We start from the raw sequence: 19,354 nt of genomic DNA, 5'->3' as shown, positions 1-19,354 counted from the left end.
CTCATCAGCGCTTTCCACGGCAACTGGGCCGACTTCGAGAACGACTACAAGATCGCGACGAACCCGTTCCGTCGACCACGAGCCCCACGTACGGTCAAGAACGTACTCGATGCGATCACCGGCGCGCTCAAGGACCACATGGACGAGCCGTACAGCCCGGCCCACCGCAAGTTCGTTCAAGGGGAGCTGTACGTGGCTAGCCCGTTTAGCGAGCTCAAGTCCAGAGGCGAGGGTGCGTTCCCGCACGGCCAGGCCTCGGCCGCCGCCGGACGCCTGCTCGATAATCTCGACGCCATCGGTATCGTGCCGGTACGGGTGGGCGAATTGGAGAGTTTCGCACCCCGGCTTGAGGTCGCCAAGGGTCCTGCATGGCTCCCATCGGCACTCGAAGCCGGCGCACACCAGAACGAACCAGCCCAAGACCACCTGCGTCGAATCCTGCAGGTGCACGCTTAAACCCAGTAAATACGGACGTGCCGCCCGGGCCGCGGCGGCGCTCGGCGAACCATCCGGCCACATCTCCGGTCCCGCTACGTCGCGCCTGCGCTTGATCGATCACTACGACGCACCCGGGTCCGGGTCGGCACTCTCAGACGCTTGCTTGAGTTGCTGCCCGACGGCACGCCGTCGGCCGGCTCTCATGGTGCGCGCGGAGCTTTTGCCTGCCCCGGGCGATGGGCGCCGGTAACCGGTGAGGGAATCGACTACCTCAGGTACCCGGTCCCGCGAAACCTTGTCCAACGCCTTCGAGCCGATCTTATACAGGACTAAAATCCTACATATGTAGACTCCGAGGCATGCCAAAGCCACGACAAGATATGTCCACCACGGCAAACCGCCTGGCAGGGCGAGCTCTGGGCGCGGCGCGACCGGCATCGTTAACCTCGATTCCTCCGGCGGTGAATTACTCCACGCGCGCACACCTTCGAAAGCTTTCGGATGACAGGCATTGCCGGCGGTATCCGCCGCGCGGCCGGCTGGCGGCACGAGTGCCACACCGCCTGGTGCACCCGAGCCCCGACCCCTACCATCGGGCCACGTTTCGCCGCGTGTGCAGCCGGTGGCAGTACCTCCCGGCTGCACCGACACTCAATGGCGTTAGTACGCGCCCTACGGCGTATAGCAGCGGGTAGTTGTTGGGGGACAGGAGCTTAGGGAAGATCATTTCCGCGATGGATAGGCCGATGACGGGGACGAACGCAAGCGTGAAAGGTGTGAAGGTCTCCGCCGCCCAGAGCAGCTTCGCGCCTAACGACCGGGTTTTCTCGCGCCGAGCCCTGGTCGTCTTGGCGGCGCGCAGCGCGACCCAGGTCACACCTGCCGCAAACAGCAGCAGCTTCACGCGGCGCACCCACGCGAAGCGCAAGTCAGGGTCCGAGACGATAATGGGCAGTTCCGCGATCCACTCCCGCTCCCGCTCCTCCCGTGTCGATTCGGGCAAATGCCGGCATCCACGGCGCACTACCTGCTCCGCGGCGCGCAGAGCCCACTGCGGCTTCGTGTCCTTACTCATCGGACGCCTCGTTTCGTGCGACACAGCCGCACGAAACGGCGACTCGCTGCGAACACCACGATCCCCCCTGCGCCGGCGAGAGCCGATCCCACTTCCCCGGCAAGGACAGTCGCAACTGAGACATGCTGGAAGAGGAGGCCAACGGTCACAGCGATCAGAGACGCGATGGTTCCAAGCAGCAGGACAATTTGGGTCCGTAACCTGCTTGATTCGGCCGCGGCACTCCTAGCCATGGCACTCGCAACCGCTTTCACGACGGCTTCCGTTTGCGCGCTAGACATCGCGGCGATCGCCGGCATTCCGTCCATTGTCTCCAGGGGCCAGCCACGGGCAGCGCTCTCAGCGCCCTCATTCTGCGCGGTCTGCAGCTTAGTGACCTTGGGAGCGCGGTGAACCACCTTGACCACACCGGCGGCAAACATCAACATCTTCAAAGCCCGCATCCAGGCGAAGCGTACGTCCTGGTCGGCGAGGATGACGGGCAGTTCCCCGACCCACTCCTTCTCCTGCTCCTCCCGCGTAATGTCCGGAAGGCGTCGGCACGCCCGCCGGATCAAGAAGTCGCAGCACGCGAGCATGCGGCCCCCACCAGCGGCCATCAGAAGATCCCCCCGGTCGCCGGACGGCGAGCGCCCTGAGGCCGAGCGCCCTGGCGCTGGGCGAGACCGGCCTCCGCCAGTTCGAGACGCGCGGCACGCACACCCTCACCGGTCAATTCGTAGTAGCGCCGTGGCCGCTGGCCGGGCTCGGTCGGCGCCTCCCATTGCGAGGTAACCATTCCCTCGTCTTGTAGGCGGCTGAGTAGGGGGTAGAGGGTACCGCTCTGAAGGTTTGCGAGCTTCATCAACTCATACCCGTAGCGGCGCGCATGAGGATCCGCCAGGAATGCCTCCAGTACGCGTGCACGGGGCTCGGTAGTTCTCATGCATCCACTCTACATATGGAGCCTACATATGTCGACCGAGGGTCGGTGAAGGCCGTGATGGGAAGGTTCTACGGTGCCAGGGCGGGCGCGTTGCCTCGTCCGAGCGCATCGGGAGAGGGCGATGGAGGAGTTCGCAGACCAGGTCGCGCGCAAAACCAGAGAAGCCCAGCAAGCGCAGACCGTTCGCGCGGCGAAGGACGCTGCTGAGAAGGCCTCGCTTGAACGGGCCATCAGTCAGATGCGCGCTTCCGCCAGGGCGCTCGCCGCCGTTCTGTTCGCGCTAGGTCGGGTGCCGCAATGCGAGCTGGTGGAGCAACGCGCGGAGCGGAGCCGATGGCGGCGCCACTACACTTACCACTACAAGACCACAACGGTCGGCTGGCTGATTGCGTACACGTGGTCGACGGTGACCGACATCGGGTCCTGGGTCGACGGTGAGATCCTCGCGAGCGACGGGCGTGTTCTCCTCTTTGAGCACATGCACGGGTCGATCGCAGATCTGATGGCGCCAGCTCGGGTGATCTACTCGCCTGGCCACTCCTCCTCCTCGCTGCTCGAGGCCGGCGGATCGGAACTCTGGGATCGATCGATGTACTGGCACGGTCGTCGCCAGGCCGAACAGGTCAGCGAACACCTCGCAGAGCTCGCTGCGCGACACGCCGTCGATCCGGCTTTTCTATGAGACCCGCGGTAACTCAACCTCCAGAGGAAGAGACCGCTGCGCGTTACGACACGCTCGAGGCGGAGATCCCATGCGCCGTGAACTAGTGCACACTAGCGACTAGTCCGCAGACGCTGTACTCGCCTACGCTGCAGTCTACGACCGACGAAACCTACCGGACGATCCAGCGGCGGCCATGCGGGCCATCTGGGACGCCAACGCTGCCCAGTTAGCCGGTGCGTACATATAAGCAGTACGACCGACTCGGCATCGGCGCAGCCGAGTCTCCGTGGATCCAGGCACGACTCGTCGATTGCGCAGCATTTCGAAGGGACGCACTTCGATGTACCCCCGACACCCGACCCAGCATCGCCCGATGTGGGGTACCTGGAGCGTTGATTGGAGTAGGCGTGGGTTCGTTGGTGGTGGACATGAGGCCACCACCGCCGACCCGATCCACCTCATGCGCGTCTTCGGCATCAGCACCACTACCGCGATGAAGTACGTCTACGCCGCGCATCCCGAGCGCAGATCTAATCTGCCAAGATGAACGCTGTCGAGGAAGCTTTTGCCCGCCTTCTGCGAATCAATCTGGTATCGCACCCGCGCGTGAGACGATGAAGCCATGTCGACACCGTCAAGCTCGCTTACGGATGCCTTCGCCGAGTGCGGCGTGGACTCGAGGGCTGCTCTTGAGCAGATGTTGTCCGGCTATCAAGGAGGGGGTTGGCTGAGCCGCTTCTATATGGATGCCAGCAACGATCCAGGGCCACAGGCATGGTTTGCGCGAGGCCTGGCATACGAGGTCGTGAGCTGGGGTCGCGCTGCGCAAGAGTACTCGCCAGGGATCAAGCACTTTACGCTATTGGGTTCGTCGAAAGTTGACGAAGCGCACCTGCGCAAGGCACTTTTCTTAGCCTCCTGTTCGACATTCATCTTCCCGGAAGCAGTAGAGTTCCATGTCGAGGACTTTACAACGGACGAGGGGGATCAAATCGAGGGCTGGGATTTCAAAGTAAGCGCCGATCTTATCCGGCATATGTACGAGTACCGTCGACTAATCGACGCCAGCGCTGTACGATTCCTCGGTTCAACGATGAGCTATCAGAGTACTTATAACTTAACGGGCGCGTGGGCCAGCGACTACGCCAGTGGCGTACCCGATATCCGCGCTCTCGGAACGACCAACAGCGGTGAACTGCCCAAGCTTCTTAGCGCACTGCGCGACAACCGCCAGGTGTTAGATCTGGCCCAGACGCGCGTGCCATGGATCGAGAAGGCAAGCCTCAACGAGGTTCTCAGCCTACGCGAGGAAAACGCCGACCTCATCTCTACATTCCAGCAGGCTTATCACAAAGCATTGCTTGAACAGGTAATGCACGCCGAGTCGGTTGACTTCGAGCGCATCTCGCGGCAGATCGAAGGCGACGTGGTTGGGCCTAGCGTGCGTGCGATCGAGCGGCGCTACGCGCGCGAAGTCGCCAGTCACCGTCGGCTGCGACGCTTAGGCGCAAGCGTCGCATTTCTGCCCATTGCGGGAACAATCATTGGGGCAACGATCTTCCATAAGAGCATCCCGGAAAGTCTCGCTTCCGCCGCCGCCCCAACAATCGCGGCTCTGACTAACGCTTTGATGGTCAACCGGTCTCAACGAAAGCTCACCGATGACACGTTGACCGACCAACCGTTCTACCTAGTGTGGAAAATCATGCACGACGTCGCGTGACTGGGGTCGAGTGGCTACCGAAGGAAGCGCCACTGCGCCCGTCCGCTGGCCTTCAGCCGTTCATACCGCCGAGCGTGACCAGGTCTCCGCCGCAACGGGCACCAGCTTTGCTGCACGTTGAGCTACTGCGCGCGCGTGCGTTCTATCCGCACGGCCCGAGGTCCCGCTAGACGATGGCCCGGTGCGACTCGCGACTGAGTAGGTCCCACCGTCTGACCAAGCCGGAACTCGAGCCCTGACCCCACACCGGGCCCAACAATGGCTCGGGTTCACGCTACGACCGGTCTAGGAATCTGCGAACTCACGCGAGAAGACCCGGGGGACGCTGCAATGACGGGCTGACCCGCACCGCATCCGCGAACAGTATCAGCCAGTCAGCTACGCTACGGTCCTAGCCAACGCCCGATGTCTCATGAGACATGCGGATTGTGGAGAACACCTGTCCTACTCCTCGGCGGAACGCGGCGACCCGGCGACCGCCTGGCAGTTGGCGCACACCGCGATCGCGCACGCCGGCCCGGACCGGCGGGCCCGCTCCTGGATGTCGGCGCGCGCGGCGGAGGAGGCCGCGCAGCTCGGCGAGCGCGCCGCCGCCCTGTCAGAGCTCGAAAACGCACTGAAGCTGGGTTCTGATCTGCCGCAGCCGACACCCGAGGACGACACGCTGCCGTGGACCCGCTGCTTCGACACCAAGCTGCTGGCCGCGATGACGGCGAACGTGCACGGCAGGCTCGGCGACGCGCGAGCAGCCATGGACGCCGCCGAGTGGGCCATGCGCAGCCTCGGCCACGAACAGGTCAAGACCCGGGCGATCGTGCTGGCCGAGGTGGCCTGCGCGGCGGCACGGGTCGGGCAGGTCGACCTCGTGGCGCAAACCGCCTTCGAGGCCGCGGAGCTGGCCGACGCGCTGGAGGTGACGCTCGCCCGGCGCAAGCTGCGCAGGCTGATCCCGCTGCTCGCGCCGTACCGGGCCTCGGTGGCGGCACGCCGCGTGATCGAGCGGCTGGATGGGCAGTGAGCCACGGCGTCAGCGCGGCATGTCGATGCACCCGTCGCGGTGTTCTCGCACGGGGCGAGCCGCAACTCGCTGGCGCGTCCCTGCAAACGCCGTAAACGCCTGAACAGGTACAAGACAAGCGCGGCTCGCCGGTTGCCGGGAACGGCCAGCAGGGGTGTGCAGCGACGGGCGGTAGTGGTTGCTCAGAAGTCCGGCAACGGGTCGAGCCGCAGCTCGAACCAGACCGTCTTGCCGGCGGTGGTGCGCCGGGTCCCCCATCGGCTGGAGAGCTCCTTGACCAGGTGCAGGCCCCGGCCGCCGTCGTCGTCGTCCGCGGCGGCGCGCAGCCTGGGCACGGTCTCCGAGCCGTCGTAGACCTCGCACAGCAGGGTTCGATCACGCATCAGCCGCACGCTGATCGGCCCGTCGGTGTACAGCAACGCGTTCGTGACCAGCTCGCTGGTGAGCAGTTCCGCCGTCTCGCCGAGCTGACCGAGGCCCCACCCGCCGAGCGTGGCACGCACGGTGCGCCGCGACTGCGCCACCGCGGGGGGCTCGGGTACGACCGTCCACTCCACCGTGGACGACGAGGGTATGCCGCGCACCCGGGCGACCAGCAGCGCCGCGTCGTCGAGGGTGCGGTCGCCGCGCAGCCCGGAGATCAGACCGTCCGCGATGGCTTCCAGCGCCATCGTCGGGTCCTTCACGCCGTCGGCCAGGTCGCGCAGGCCGTCGTCGATGTCCCGGCCCGGGGCGCGGCTCTCCACCAGGCCGTCGGTGCAGAGAATCAGCAGGCTGCCGTCGGGCAGCGGCACGTCGCGGCTCTCGAAGGTATGGCCGCCGACACCCAGCGGCACGCCGGGCGGCAGGTCGAGCTGTTCGGTGCGCCCGTCCGGCCACACCGCCAGCGGCGGCACGTGGCCGGCCCGGGCGATGCGCACCGTCTGCGCGGTGGGGTCGTACACCGCCACGATGCAGGTGGCGAAGTGGGTGGTGGCCAGCGAGCCGCCCAGATGCTCCATCAGCTCGTCGAGGTGGTGCAGCACCTCGGCCGGCTGCAGGTCCAGCGCGGCCAGCGTCCGGGTGGCGGTGCGCAGCTGGCCCATCACGGCCGCGGCGCGCACCCCATGGCCCATCACGTCGCCCACGACGAGGGCCACCCGGCCGCCGCCGAGCGCGATGACGTCGTACCAGTCGCCGCCGACGCCGGTCAGGTCGCTGGCGGGCAGGTAGCGGTGCGCGATGTCGATGCCCGCGTGATAGCCGGAGTCGTCCGGCAGCAGCGCCCGCTGGAGCATCAGCGCGGTCTGCCGCTCGTGCGAGTAGAGCCGCGCGTTGTCGATGCACAGGGCCGCCCGTGCGGCCAGCTCCTCGCCCAGCACGCCCTCGCCGGGGGAGAAGGGGCGCCTGCTGGAGTCCCGGGAGAAGACCGCGAGGCCGAGCACCGCGCCGCGCGCCACCAGGGGCACGATCAGCAGCGACTTGCCGGCGAACACCGCCGCGGCCTCTTCGCCGAGCCCGGTGGCGATCCGCTCGGCCATCGCCGCGTCTATGTTCTGCAGCGTGCGCGAGCGGCCGGTGGCCAGCGCCTGCGCGAGCGGCGTGCCGGGCTGGTAGGTGACGGTCCCGCCGACCGGGAAGATCTCCGCGCTGTCGCGGGCGAGCGGGGCCGCGGCCAGCCGCCGCAGCACGGTGCCGCTGCCCGCGGGCCGGTCCGGCAGCTCGAAGTCGGCGGCCACCGACTCCAGCACGGTCACGCTGGCCGAGTCGGCGAACCGCGGGACGGCCACCTCCATCAGCTCCGCGGCGGTCGCCGCCATGTCCAGGGTGGAGCCGATCATCGTGTTGGCATCGGTGAGCAGCTGCACCCGGCGCATCATCGCCACGGTCGCCGCGTGTTCCTGGAACTGGCTGATCGCCTCGAGTGCGGCGTGCGCGGTGCCGAGCGGCGCGTCGGCGGCGGCCGGCTCGTTCTCGGGCACGTCCGCGCGGTCGGTGACCACGATGAGGGCTCCGGTGCGGCCGCGCCGGTCCTGGATCGGCTGCCAGCCGCACTCCACCGGGTGCGCGCGCCCGTCGGCGTCGAGCAGCGGAAGGGCCCCGGACCAGCTGCGCCCGGCCAGCACCGAGCCGAACAGCTCGTCAACGGTCGCCCGGTCCTCCGGACGCACCAATAGGGAGCGCAGTCGCCGCCCGCACGCCCTGGCCGCGGAGAGGCCGAACAGCGCCTGGGCACCCCGGCTCCAGGAGGTGATCCGTCCGTCCGGACCCAGCGTCAATGTGGCGGGCCACGGCCGGTCGCGTGCGGTAGAGGCCATCGCGGTGCCGCCGTTTCGCGCGTGCCCAAGTTCTTGTCGGGTGATCGGTACGGTAGCACACCTCCATGTCAGGACAGTGGGTCGCGCGATTGGTCGCTGAAGTGTTCTATTCGGCTAACCGGCCACTGCTTCTCCCATTTTTCGGGTGGAAACGGTGGAAAAGCAAGGAGCGTCCGGGCGCGAATCCGGCGCGCGGACCGCACCCGCAGGTGCGGCCGCGGCCGGATTCACCGAGGCGGCCGGATTATCTGCCGCCTAAATCGCCGGTTCGCCGTGTTCTCCGGTGCGTACCCGGACGACCTGTTCGACCGCGCTGATCCAGACCCGGCCGGTGTCGTCCCCGCCGTGCGGCGGCCTGCCGATGCGCGCCAGCAGCCCGACCAGATCGGGGATGTCCTCGTCGTTCGCCAGCACATCGATCCGCAGCCGCGGCACCAGGTCCGCGACCAGCACCTCGGCCCGGTAGACCTCCAGGTGCCGATTCCAGCGCGAGCCGGACAGCAGCGGCGTCACGGTCATCCCGGGCGCGCCGAACGCGGCCAGCGCCCGGCGCGTGGTCTCCAGGTCCTCCGGCCGGATGACCGCCGTGATCAGCTTCACCTGCCGGCCGCACCGGATCAGGGTTCCGACGCGCCGGACGAAGCGGCCGACTCGGACTCCTCGGCCGCAGCGGGCGCGACCGCCGGCGCGGCGGCGGCGCCGACCGCGGTGAGCGTCTGCGGCGGGTAGACCTCTTCGTCGTGCACGGCGAGGTCCCCGGTTTCCAACACCTGGTCAGGTAGTCGCAGCTTCATGAACAAGCCCACCACGCGCAGGATCACGAAGGTCCCGATCGCGGTCCACGCGATGACGGTCAGCGCCGCGAACAGCTGCATCCAGAACTGGTGCCAGGAATGGTTGCCGTAGAACAGGCCGGTGACCGAGAAGGCGCTCGAGCCCTTCGCCTTGCCCGCCGGGTAGACGATCATGTTCGGGTCCGCGAACAGGCCGACCAGCAGACCGCCGGACAGACCGGCGATGCCGTGCGTGTACACGACGCCGAGGGTGTCGTCGACCTTCTTGAAGATCCATACCTTCGACAGCTTGTACCAGGCGGTCCACACGATCGCCGAGCTGATCACGCCCAGGCAGATCGCGCCCATCCCGTTCACGTAGCCGGCCGCCGGGGTGATGGTGACCAGGCCGACGATCATGCCGTTGATCGCGCCGAGCAGGGTCGGCTTCTTCGTCGGGCTCAGCGCGTAGTCCATGATCAGCCAGACCAGCAGCGCGGCCGCGGTGGCGATGTTCGTGTTCACGACCGCCGCCGCCGCGTCGGCCCCGGCGAAGTACGGGTCACCGCCGTTGAAGCCGTTCCAGCCGAGCCACAGGATCCCCGCGCCGGTCGCGCACAGCAGCAGGTTGTTCGGTGCGCCGTGCTCGCGGTCGCGCCTGAGCCGTGGCCCGATGACCGCCGCGGCCACGAAACCCGCGGTGCCCGCTGACAGGTGAATGACGTAACCGCCGGAATAGTCGACGGCGCCCTTACCGGCCCAGTAGCCGCCGCCCCAGAGCATGAATGCGTCGGCGCTGTACACGATCGTGGTCCAGAGCGGGACGATCACAAGCCACGCTTTAAAGCTCATCCGGCCGATGACGCTGCCGAGCCAGAGCAGCGGGGTGATCGCGGCGAAGACGAACTGGAAATAGAACAGCGCGGATTGCGAGAAGTTGAACGGCGGCATCAAGCCGTCGAGCAGTGGGATATCCGCCTGCGCCTCCTGGCCGGCGCCCAGAGCCGGCCCGGGTTTCCCGAGGAAACCGCTGGGCGAGCCGTTGACCGTGGTCTTGATCCACGGGTGGCCGAAGCCCATGTTGAACGCCCACAGCGCCCAGACGATCAAAACCAGGGAGAAGGCGGAGAAGGCCATCAACATCGTGTTGACGGCCCACTTCTTCTGCACCAGGCCGCCGTAGAGAACGGCCAGGCCGGGCAGGCTCATCAGGCCGACCAGGGTGGCGGCGGTCAGCTGCCAGGCGGCGTCGCCGGAGGAATAGCCGGTCGTGGGATACGGGATGTAATCGAGGTGCACAGCGTCCGTCCAGATATTGGTGAGGGAGATCGGAGGGAACGTGGAGCCGTTTACCTTCGTTGAGCACGTCGAGCGCAGAAAGCTCCTGCGTTCAATACGTGCGCGCACCGTGTCAGTCGCTGGTGTCACATCCGTTCCGGATCTGTTTCGCGGATGAAACGAGCTGCGCACAATATCAAATCCGAAACCGCGCCGAAGAGCGGCGGCAACATCAAAAAGCGGCCGCCGGTGAAATGATCACCTGCGGCCGCCGCGGAAAGATCTCCGGGAGTTTAATAACGGATCAACCGGCTGCCTCGGCCTGTTGGAAAAGCGAGTCGATCGCGTCGCTGAAATAGGCGCTGTACGACACGTCCGGAGTGTCACCGCCGGTCTCGTAGCCGCCGATCACGCCGACCACGGTGCCCACGCCGGTTTGCGGGTCCACGTCGGTCAGGAACGGTCCGCCGCTGGTGCCGTCCGGGTAGCCGGGACAGTCGAACTCCAGCTGAGTGGGGCTGAACTGCTTGGTGTAGTCGGTACAGGTGATCGGTTGCTCCGTGTCGCTGGGATAGCCGACGACCTGGGTGAGCGCCGCGAAGCCCGGATCCACGCCGAGCTGGTCGGCGCCGACCGCGTCCTGAATGCGCTGGCTGGAGCCGGGCTGATGCACTACCAGGAACGCGACGTCGTAGTCGGGGTCCTGGTCGCTGAGCCACTGCGGCGCGACCACGATCTGCGAGGGGGTCCACACCCCGTAGGGCTGCTGGCCGTCGTGGTATCCGGGCACGAACGCGAGGTCGGTGAGGAGCGAACCGGAGGACGAGTCGTACACGCAGTGCGCGGCGGTGATCACCAGGTCGCCGGTGTTGCTGGCGACCACGCTGCCCGAGCAGAAATGCGTACTGGTCGAGGTGCCGTCGTAGCCGAACAGCGCGCCGATCTGCGGCAGTCCGGTGAACGCGGTCCCGGTCAGCGGATTGGACTGCGTCATCGACGTGAGCGTGGACTGGGCCTGAAACGCCCCGCCGAAGGAGACTCCGGGACCTGCCGCGGTGTCGGGCGCGGCCGACGGTACTGCACCGGGCCCGGTGGGCGGCTCGGCCCCTAGCGCAGCGATCTTCAGCCCGCTCTGCGGGTTCAGTTTCACCTTCGGGCTGAGCGGTGCCGCCGACCGGCTCGACTGAGGCCGCGGCGCGGGCACCGCCTTGGGCGTGGTGTGCGTGGAGCTTGCTGCGCCCTGCGCGCCAGCGCGCTGCTCGGCGAAGAACCCAGCTACCGCGCCAATCGCGAGAACACCCAGGCACAACGCAGCGGCGGCGTAACGTCGCCGCCGCTGCCTGTACCGTCTCGTGCGCTGCGGGTCGGGTTCTCGCATCGCCTCTCGCCGTGCTGTGCGCGGCCGTCACTGGGCCGTGGTGCGGTTCCGGGTCCTTTCGAGCCTAACCGCGTAGTCTGAAAGCACCCTGAATGCCCTGACCTGGGTAAATACGCCCCGGGCTCAGCCCCGCATCGCGCGCAGCGACTCCTTCAGCGAGGAGGTCGTGGCCAGCACGGCGGTCGGCTCGTAGCCGCAGTGCGCCATGCAGTTCGAGCAGCGCTCGTCCTTGCCCCGGCCGTACTTGTCCCAGTCGGTGGTCTCGATCAGCTCCCGGTAGGTCTTCACATACCCGTCGTTCATCAGGTAGCACGGCCGCTGCCAGCCGAACAGCGAGTACGACGGGATGCCCCACGCGGTGCACTGGAAGTCCTTCTTGCCCTCCAGGAAGTCCAGGAACAGCGGGGAGTGGTTCAGCCGCCAGCGCTTGCGGTTGCCGTTCGCGAACGCCTTCTTGAACAGCTCCCGGGTCTGCGTGACGCCGAGGAAGTGGTCCTGGTCCGGGGCCTTCTCGTACGCGTAGGCCGGGGAGATCATCATCTGGTCCACGCCCAACTCGTCGTTGAGGTAGTCCAGCACGTCGATCACGGCCTGCGGGGTGTCGTTGTTGAAGAAGGTCGAGTTGGTGTTGACCTTGAAGCCCTTGGACTTGGCCAGCTTGATCGCCTCGACCGCGCCCTGGAACCCGCCCTTCTTGTCCACCGCCTCGTCGTGCCGCTCCTCGAGGCCGTCGATGTGCACGACCCAGGCGAAGTACGGCGAGGGCTCGAACTTGTGGATGTGCTTGGGCAGCAGCAGCGCGTTCGTGCACAGGTACACGTACTTCTTGCGCTTGATCAGCTGGCGCACGATCTCGTCGATCTGCGGGTGCATCAGCGGCTCGCCGCCGGCGATCGACACCATCGGCGCGCCGCACTCCTCGATCGCGCCGACCGCCTGCTCCACCGGCATCCGCTGCTTGAGCACCGACGCCGGGTGCTGGATCTTCCCGCAGCCGGGACACGCCAGATTGCAGGCGAACAGCGGTTCAAGCTCGACGATGAGCGGGAATTTCTTGACGCCCTTCAGCTTCTGCTTGAACAGGTACGCGCCGATCCGTGCGGACTGCCGCAGGGGAATGGACAAGGCGATCAGCTCCCGGTGCTTGCGTCGGGGACCGCGCTCGCCGCCATTTCGGCCCCGTCGACGACTTCCGAACGTGCTTCGACAACTTCTGACCCGTCATCAACTTCCGAATCAAGGTCAACTTCAGTATCGGCCCGCGCCTCGACCGCGGACGGCTCCGCGCCGTCCCCGGTGCGCCGAGCGGTACGCAGCGGCGGCATGGGCGGCAGGGTGAACTTGTAGGACTCCTCCACCCCCGGCGGGTCCTCCCGGCGCACCGGGCCGAGCCCGGCCAGCGCGTCGGCCACCTCGTCCACCAGCTTCGGCGGCGCCGAGGCGCCCGCGGTCAGGCCGACGGAGCGCGCCCCGACCAGCCAGGCCGGGTCGATCTCGTCCGCGCCGTCGATCAGGTAGGCGGCGGCCCCGGCCCGCTCGGCGACCTCGACGAGCCGCTGGGAGTTCGACGAGTTCTGCGACCCGACCACCAGCACCACGTCCACCTCGGCGGCGATGTCGCGGATGGCCCGCTGCCGGTTCGTGGTCGCGTAGCAGATGTCGGAGGAGGGCGGCTCGATGATGGTCGGGAAGGTGGCCCGCAGCGCCGAGACGATGTCCGCGGCCTCGTCCTCGGCCAGCGTGGTCTGGGTGAGGTAGGCGAGCCTGCTCGGGTCGTCGACCTCGAGCTCCTTGGCCTGCCTGGCGTTCTCGACCAGCCGGATGCGCGGGTTCGCCGGATCCGGGTCCTCGCCGAGCAGCCCCTCGGACTCGTCGTGGTTGGCGTGCCCGATGAAGACCACGGTGTTGCCGTCGCGCAGCGCCCGCCGCGCCTCGGTGTGCACCTTGGCGACCAGCGGACAGGTCGCGTCCACCACGGTGAGCCCGCGCTGGGTGGCGTCTTCGCGGACCGCCGGCGCCACGCCGTGCGCGGAGAGCACGACCGGCACGTCATCGGGGACCTCATCCAGTTCCTCGACGAACACCGCGCCGCGCCGCTCCAGATCCGCGACCACGTAGGCGTTGTGCACGATCTGCCGCCGCACGTACACCGGCGCGCCGTAGCGCTCCAACGCCTCCTCGACGATGTCGATCGCCCGCTCCACGCCCGCGCAGAACGAACGCGGCGAGGCCAGCACGACCCGCCGGTGCGGGCTGAGCGCGTCGCTCCACCGCTCCAGCGCCGGCACGATCTTCGTCAGCAGGTTGATGGCGGCGCGGCCTCTGGGCACCGTGGCCGGGTGGTAGAGGCTGGTCTCCGCGTCGTCCACGATCACCCGCACCACCGCGAACGGCCGGTTGGCCAGGGTGCCGAGCCAGGAGGACTCCATGTCCACGGCGGCCACGCCCTCGGAAGCCAGCATCCGCCGGCGCGAGCCGAGGGCCAGCCGGTCCGTGGTCGCGACCGGGCCCAGGTGCACCCGCACCGGGGCCGAGCCCGGTCCGGCGGACTCCAGGCCCAGCGACCTGATGGCGGCGGCCAGCAGCGGAGCGGCCGGGCTGCGCACGACCGAGCCCTCCGGGCCGCGCACCTCGCTGGCCACCACGATGTCTCCGGCGCGCACGTGCGGCGCCACGCCGCCGGCCACTCCGGCGACCACCAGCGCGTCGTCGTCGCGGGGCAGCACGCGCACGGCGTTGCGGGCGCGTTGGCCGACCCGCACGACTCTGGCGTCGCGGGTTCCGGTCAGGCCGCGCTCAAGGGCGCGGGCCTCGATGGCGAGCGCGGCCGCGATGGTGAGCTTCGGCGGGCGCTCGGTCTGGTCTGATGCGGCGTTCACGGGGACTCCACGAGACGGTCGGCCAGGTAGCGGCCGAGCGCGGTCAGCGGGAAGACAAGCCGGTACAGGTGGTAGTTGATGTAGAAGTCGCCGGGGAAGCCGGTGCCGGTGAACAGCTCCTCGTCCCAGGTCCCGTCGGCGCGCTGGGTCTCGGCCAGGTACGCGACACCCCGGTCGGCGGCTTCGCGCACGGCTCTGGCCCGTGGATGATCTCCGGGTTCCTGCGCGGCGAGCAGCGCCAGCAGCGCCCAGGCGGTCTGCGACGCGGTGGACTCGCCCCGGCCGATCCACGAGGGATCGACATAGGAGCGCAGGTCCTCGCCCCAGCCGCCGTCGGCGTTCTGATGCTCGATCAGCCAGGCGGCGGCCCGCCGGATCGCCGGGTGGTCCTTCGCGACGCCCGCCTCGACCAGGGCCGGTACCACGGCGCCGGTGCCGTAGACGTGGTTCGCGCCCCAGCGGCCGAACCAGGACCCGTCCTTCTCCTGGTGGTCCAGCAGCCAGCGCACCCCGCGCAGCGCGCGCGGGTCGTGCGCCCGGCCCCGGATCGCCATCGCCTCCACGATGTGCGCGGTCACGTCCGCCGAGGGCGGGTCGATCACCGCGCCGAAGTCGCAGAAGGGCAGCTTGTTGATCAGGTAGCGGGTGTTGTCCGCGTCGAACGCGCCCCAGCCGCCGTCCTTGCACTGCATCCCGGCCATCCACTGCACGCCGCGCTCGATCGCGCCGTCCAGCGCGGCCAGGCGCGCCGGCTCCACCGGCTCGGCGTCCTCGTCGCGGGCCGCGCCGCGCCGTGAAGCGCGGTGCAGCGCGATGACCACCTCGGCGGTGTCGTCGGTGTCCGGGTAGCCGTCGTTCTGGAACTCGAAGGCCCAGCCGCCTGGCGCGAGGTCGGGGCGGCGCACGGCCCAGTCGCCGCGCACCGTGATCTCCTCGTTCAGCAGCCAGTCGGCGGCCCTGACGATGGCCGGGTCGTCGCCGGGAACGCCCGCGTCGGTCAGCGCCACCAGCGCCAGCGCGGTGTCCCACACCGGGGACTGGCAGGCCTCGAGCCGGCGCACCGGACCCTCCGGCGTCTCCTCCCAGACCAGGAAGTCCTCGAGCCCGTCGAGGCCGGCCCGGATCACCGGGTGGTCGAGCTGATAGCCCATCAGGTGCAGCGCCATGATCGAGTACACCCACGGCGGCTGGATGCCGCCCCAGCAGCCGTCGGCCTCCTGTCGCGCGACGATCCACTCGACCGCCCGCTTGAGTGCGGCCTTGCGCATCGGCTTGAACCGCAGCCGCTCATAGCGGTGCAGCAGCTTGTCGGCCCACTGGAAGAAGCCCGCGGTGGACAGCGCGGGGGAGAGCGGCGGATCGCCGGCGCCGGTGCGCAGCTCGTCGATCCCGAAGGGCAGCGGCCGGCTGGGCCGGAAGTGTGAGACCACGGTGAGCGGCACCACGGTCTGGCGCGCCCAGCAGGCCCAGTCGTAGATGTTCAGCGGCACCTGCGGCGGCAGGTAGACCAGCTCCGGCGGCATCACCGGCAGCCGCTCCCAGTCCCACAGGCCGAACAGCGCCAGCCAGATCCGGGTGAACACCCGCGTGCGCTCCACGCCGCCGTTCGCGATGATCCAGTCCGCGGCGAGCTTCATGTGCGGCGCGTCCGGGGCGTCGCCGCACAGTTTGAGCGCGACGTACGCCTCCACGGTCGTGGACAGCTCCGGCGGACCGCCGTGGAACGTGCCCCAGGTGCCGTCCTCCCGCTGCTGCGAGCGGATCCAGCGGGCCGCGGCCCAGCTCTCGGCCGCCTGCCGGATGCCGAGGAACTCGCGCAGCAGCAGATCCTCGGCGTCCATGGTGACGTTGGTCGCCAGCTCGCCCTTCCACCAGCCGGCCGGGTCCTGCAGGCCGAGCAGGTGCCCTCGGGCCCGCTCGGTGGCGCGGCGCACCGCCGCCACCGGTCCGGGCTCGGCTGCCGCCGGCTCGGATCGTCTGGCGCTGGGCCGATCCGCGATTGCCGTCATCTCCAGGTCCTCCTCGTGCCCGCCCCTACCACTCCCGCCGCAGCAGAAACCTGGTCACCTCGGTGAGATCGCCGAAGGTTTCCGGCTGCGCCGCCAAGCGGTCGAGCCGGGCAAGCGCCTCGTTGGTGTGCAGGTCGGCGCGTTCCCGGCACCAGGCGCGGCCGCCGGACTCCTCGACGAGCTTGGCGGCCAGGGCCACGTCCTCCTCCGGAAGCTCGCCCGGCGTGGCCAGCAGCGCGGCCAGCCGCTCGCCCTCCCGGGTGCCCGAGGTGAGCGCGGCGACCACCGGCGCGGAGCGCTTGCGGGCCCGCAGGTCCGCCGCCACCGGCTTGCCGGTGCGCCCTTCGTCGCCCCAGATGCCGAGCATGTCGTCGACCAGCTGGAAGGCCATGCCGACGTGGTGCCCGTACTCCGCCAGCAGCGCGGTACGTGCCGCCGCGTCGGAGCCTTCGATGAGTTCACCGCGCGCGCCGTACCAGGCGATCGCGCCGAGCGAGGCCGAGGCGGACAGCAGCGAGGCGGTCTTTCCGGCCTCCATCGCGATGCACTGCTCGACGGTGACGTCCTGACGGTCCGCCAGGTAGAGGTCGTCTGACTGCCCGGCGATCAGCACCTGCACCGACGCGGTCAGCGCCTCCTGCGCCGCCACCGCGCCGCGCTTGGCCAGCACCTCGAAGGCCAGGGTGTGCAGCGCGCAGCCGGCCAGCAGCGACTGGTTGACGCCGTAGACGGTCCACGCGGTCGGCCGGTGATGCCGGGTGCGGTCCTCGTCCATGATGTCGTCGTGCAGCAGGGAGAAGTTGTGGATCAGCTCGACCGCGCAGGCAGCGTCCAGCACCTCCGGCTCGTCCCCGGCGGCGCCGACCGCCCGGGCGCCGAGCACCGCCAAGGCCGGGCGCAGCGACTTGCCCGAGCCCCCGGCGGTGTCCCAGCCGAAGTGGAAGCGGGAGATCTCACGCATGAGCGGGTGCAAACCGTCGACGTGCCGCTGCAGCACGGGGTCGACGAGTGCTTTCATCGCGGCGAGAATATCCGGCGCCTGTCGCTGCATCAGCCCTCTCCCGTCGTGTGATCAACTACCAGTCTTGCAGCATTGATTCCGCTGCGCACCGCACTTTCCATGGTGTCCGGCCAGCCGGTGGCGGTCCACGCGCCAGCGAGGTAAACCCCTGGCATACCGGTCGCCGGGCCCGGCCGCAGCGGCGCCGAACCGCGCTCCTGACGGAACGTCGCGTGCTGCTCCCGGGTCACGAACACCTCCTCCAGCCGTGCGTCCTTCGTCTTGGGCAGGAGCCGCGCCAACTCGGCCTCGAACAGCGTGGCCAGCTCGCGGGTGGGGGTCTCGCACAGCGCGTCGGCCGCCGAGACGGTGACCGCGACATAACGCCCGGCCGGTCCGTCCAGGCCGCTGGCCGCGGTGCGGTCGAAGATCCACTGGGCCGGGGTGTCCACGGCGGCGAGGAACTGTCCGTCGAGCACGGGCCGGTCGTAGCGCAGGTGGATGTTGAGGATCGGGCTGTGGCCCAGCTTCCCGAACGCGGTCGGGTGATGCGGCGTGGGCAGCAGCGTGGCGGCCACGTCGTGCGGCACGGCCAGCACCACCGCGTCCGCGGCCAGTTCGGTGCGCTCGCCGGAGCGGTCGACGACGGTGACCGTGCGGATGAGGGGTACCTCGGAGAGCGGTTCGGCCTTGGTCGAGTCGAGCACCGTCACGCCCGCGGCGTCCAGCGCCTTGCGGGCCAGTTCGTCGTGGATCCGGCCGAGCGGGACCGTCGCGTAGCCCAGGTCCGCGCCGTCGTTCGTCTCCAGCAGCCCGGTGCGGAACACCTTCGCCGCCAATGCGAGTGAGGCGTCGTCAGGGGCGATGTTCAGCGTCGCGGTCGAGATGACCGACCACAGCCGGTCGATCGCCGCCTGAGACTGGCCCTTCTCGCGCAGGAAGTGCCCGAAGCCCTGCTCGTCCACGTCGAGACTCGCCGGATCGGTGCGCCGCAGCGCGAATGCCGGGCCGCCGAGCTTGGCGCGGTCCCGCAGCGGCAGCAGCCCGTAGCCGCCGAGCGCGACCGCCAAATGCAGCGGCGCGGGCAGTGCGGTACGCCGCAGCCGGGCGGTGCTCGCGTCGGACGCCGACTTGAGCGGGATGTCGAGCCGGTCCTGAAGGTGCGTCAGGCCGGTGTCAGGTCCGGCGCCGAGCCGGTCGAGCAGTCCGCGATAGGCGGTGCAGCAGCGCAGGAAGACGTGCTGGCCGTTGTCCACGGTCAGCTCGCCGCGCCGGTACGAGGTCGCCCGGCCGCCGAGCCTGGGGCGCGCCTCGACCAGTGTCACGCTCCAGCCGCGCTCGGCCAGCACCAGCGCGGTGGTGATCCCGGCCAGCCCGCCGCCGACGACGACGGCGCGCTGACCGGTCTCGGTCGGGCCCGCGTTCATGAGCGCGGCGCCGGGAGCAGCAGGGCGCCGAGCGCCACGGTCAGCTTTTGCGGGGTCGGCACCGAGACCCGAGTGGAGAGCACGGCTTCCGGCTCGGCCGCGATGCGGCGCAGCAGCGCGTGATAGATCCCGGACAGCGCGCCGCAGCAGGCCCGCGAGCGCCGGTCGAGCAGCGGCAGCAGGCCCAGGCCTTCGGCGTACAGCTTCTCGGCCCGGTCTGCCTCGGCCCGGATCAGCCCGACCAGTTTTCCGCCCTGCGGATCGAGGTTCCCCTCGGCGTTGAGCACCAGCTTGCAGCCGTGCGCCGAAAGATCCTCCTGCGGCAGGTAGATCCGACCGTTCGTCAGATCTTCGCGCAGGTCGCGCAGGATGTTGGTGAGCTGGAGCGCCAGGCCGAGGGTGTCGGCGAGGGCGTTGGGCACCGAGGGTTCGGTACGCAGCGACGGCGGATCGAACACGCCGAGCGAGAG

At 69.0% G+C, this 19,354-nt stretch carries 16 protein-coding genes and 1 pseudogene; 4 read left to right on the top strand and 13 right to left on the bottom strand.

The annotated features are described in order from the left end of the window. A pseudogene (locus tag VFA06_RS12405) lies at window positions 1-456 on the top strand (hypothetical protein); the annotation flags it as partial. Window positions 457-1,024: 568 nt separating this feature from the next. On the opposite strand, the gene VFA06_RS12400 reads toward VFA06_RS12405, so the two are convergent. Genes VFA06_RS12400 through VFA06_RS12390 form a run of 3 tightly spaced genes read right to left on the bottom strand, consistent with a single transcriptional unit; the run spans window position 1,025 to window position 2,438 of the window. After that, window positions 1,025-1,513: a hypothetical protein gene (locus VFA06_RS12400; protein WP_324840660.1), complete on the bottom strand. Its 489-nt coding sequence runs from the start codon at window positions 1,511-1,513 to the stop codon at window positions 1,025-1,027. Next, a complete protein-coding gene (locus tag VFA06_RS12395) occupies window positions 1,510-2,112 on the bottom strand; it encodes a hypothetical protein (protein WP_324840659.1) in 603 nt (200 codons plus the stop codon). The genes VFA06_RS12400 and VFA06_RS12395 overlap by 4 nt, the downstream gene beginning before the upstream one ends. Then, a complete protein-coding gene (locus VFA06_RS12390; protein WP_324840658.1) occupies window positions 2,112-2,438 on the bottom strand; it encodes a PadR family transcriptional regulator in 327 nt (108 codons plus the stop codon). Before VFA06_RS12390 ends, VFA06_RS12395 begins: the two co-directional genes overlap by 1 nt. A gap of 121 nt (window positions 2,439-2,559) precedes the next feature. Here VFA06_RS12390 and VFA06_RS12385 point away from each other — a divergent pair, with 121 nt between their 5' ends. The 3 genes from VFA06_RS12385 to VFA06_RS12375 all read left to right on the top strand — a co-directional run bounded on the left by VFA06_RS12385 (window position 2,560) and on the right by VFA06_RS12375 (window position 5,843). Continuing rightward, window positions 2,560-3,120, top strand: a complete 561-nt coding sequence (locus VFA06_RS12385; RefSeq protein ID WP_324840657.1) for a hypothetical protein — start codon at window positions 2,560-2,562, stop codon at window positions 3,118-3,120. Window positions 3,121-3,724: 604 nt separating this feature from the next. Then, window positions 3,725-4,825: a hypothetical protein gene (locus VFA06_RS12380; RefSeq protein WP_324840656.1), complete on the top strand. Its 1,101-nt coding sequence runs from the start codon at window positions 3,725-3,727 to the stop codon at window positions 4,823-4,825. Window positions 4,826-5,237: 412 nt separating this feature from the next. After that, a complete protein-coding gene (locus tag VFA06_RS12375) occupies window positions 5,238-5,843 on the top strand; it encodes a hypothetical protein (RefSeq protein WP_324840655.1) in 606 nt (201 codons plus the stop codon). 182 nt (window positions 5,844-6,025) lie between these two features. Here VFA06_RS12375 and VFA06_RS12370 read toward each other — a convergent pair whose 3' ends face one another. From VFA06_RS12370 to VFA06_RS12325, 10 genes are all read right to left on the bottom strand, one after another. Beyond that, window positions 6,026-8,140, bottom strand: a complete 2,115-nt coding sequence (locus tag VFA06_RS12370) for a SpoIIE family protein phosphatase (RefSeq protein ID WP_324840654.1) — start codon at window positions 8,138-8,140, stop codon at window positions 6,026-6,028. 255 nt (window positions 8,141-8,395) lie between these two features. Next, entirely contained in the window at window positions 8,396-8,740 is a 345-nt protein-coding gene (locus tag VFA06_RS12365) for a P-II family nitrogen regulator (protein ID WP_324840653.1), read from the bottom strand. A 17-nt stretch (window positions 8,741-8,757) separates the two neighbouring features. Beyond that, window positions 8,758-10,212, bottom strand: a complete 1,455-nt coding sequence (locus tag VFA06_RS12360) for an ammonium transporter (protein ID WP_324840652.1) — start codon at window positions 10,210-10,212, stop codon at window positions 8,758-8,760. A gap of 283 nt (window positions 10,213-10,495) precedes the next feature. After that, window positions 10,496-11,185 (bottom strand): trypsin-like serine peptidase, encoded by a 690-nt coding sequence (locus VFA06_RS12355; RefSeq protein WP_324840651.1) that lies wholly within the window; start codon window positions 11,183-11,185, stop codon window positions 10,496-10,498. Between the two features lie 507 nt (window positions 11,186-11,692). Then, a complete protein-coding gene (gene hpnH, locus VFA06_RS12350) occupies window positions 11,693-12,694 on the bottom strand; it encodes an adenosyl-hopene transferase HpnH (protein WP_324840650.1) in 1,002 nt (333 codons plus the stop codon). Between the two features lie 5 nt (window positions 12,695-12,699). Beyond that, window positions 12,700-14,448, bottom strand: a complete 1,749-nt coding sequence (ispH, locus tag VFA06_RS12345) for a 4-hydroxy-3-methylbut-2-enyl diphosphate reductase (protein WP_324840649.1) — start codon at window positions 14,446-14,448, stop codon at window positions 12,700-12,702. Continuing rightward, window positions 14,445-16,457, bottom strand: coding sequence for a squalene--hopene cyclase (gene shc / locus VFA06_RS12340; RefSeq protein ID WP_324840648.1), 2,013 nt, complete (start codon window positions 16,455-16,457; stop codon window positions 14,445-14,447). The genes ispH and shc overlap by 4 nt, the downstream gene beginning before the upstream one ends. Before the next feature lie 25 nt (window positions 16,458-16,482). Beyond that, entirely contained in the window at window positions 16,483-17,475 is a 993-nt protein-coding gene (locus VFA06_RS12335) for a polyprenyl synthetase family protein (RefSeq protein ID WP_324840647.1), read from the bottom strand. A 32-nt stretch (window positions 17,476-17,507) separates the two neighbouring features. Beyond that, a complete protein-coding gene (gene hpnE / locus VFA06_RS12330; RefSeq protein ID WP_324840646.1) occupies window positions 17,508-18,884 on the bottom strand; it encodes a hydroxysqualene dehydroxylase HpnE in 1,377 nt (458 codons plus the stop codon). Beyond that, on the bottom strand, window positions 18,881-19,354 hold a 474-nt coding region (locus tag VFA06_RS12325), incomplete at its 5' end, for a squalene/phytoene synthase family protein (RefSeq protein ID WP_324840645.1). The genes VFA06_RS12325 and hpnE, both read right to left, overlap by 4 nt.

The sequence above is a fragment of the Actinocrinis sp. genome (genome assembly GCF_035653575.1).
Classification (GTDB): Bacteria; Actinomycetota; Actinomycetes; order Streptomycetales; family Catenulisporaceae; genus Actinocrinis.
The sequence above is the reverse complement of the archived record's forward strand: the minus strand, read 5'-3'. Positions and strand labels throughout refer to the sequence as shown.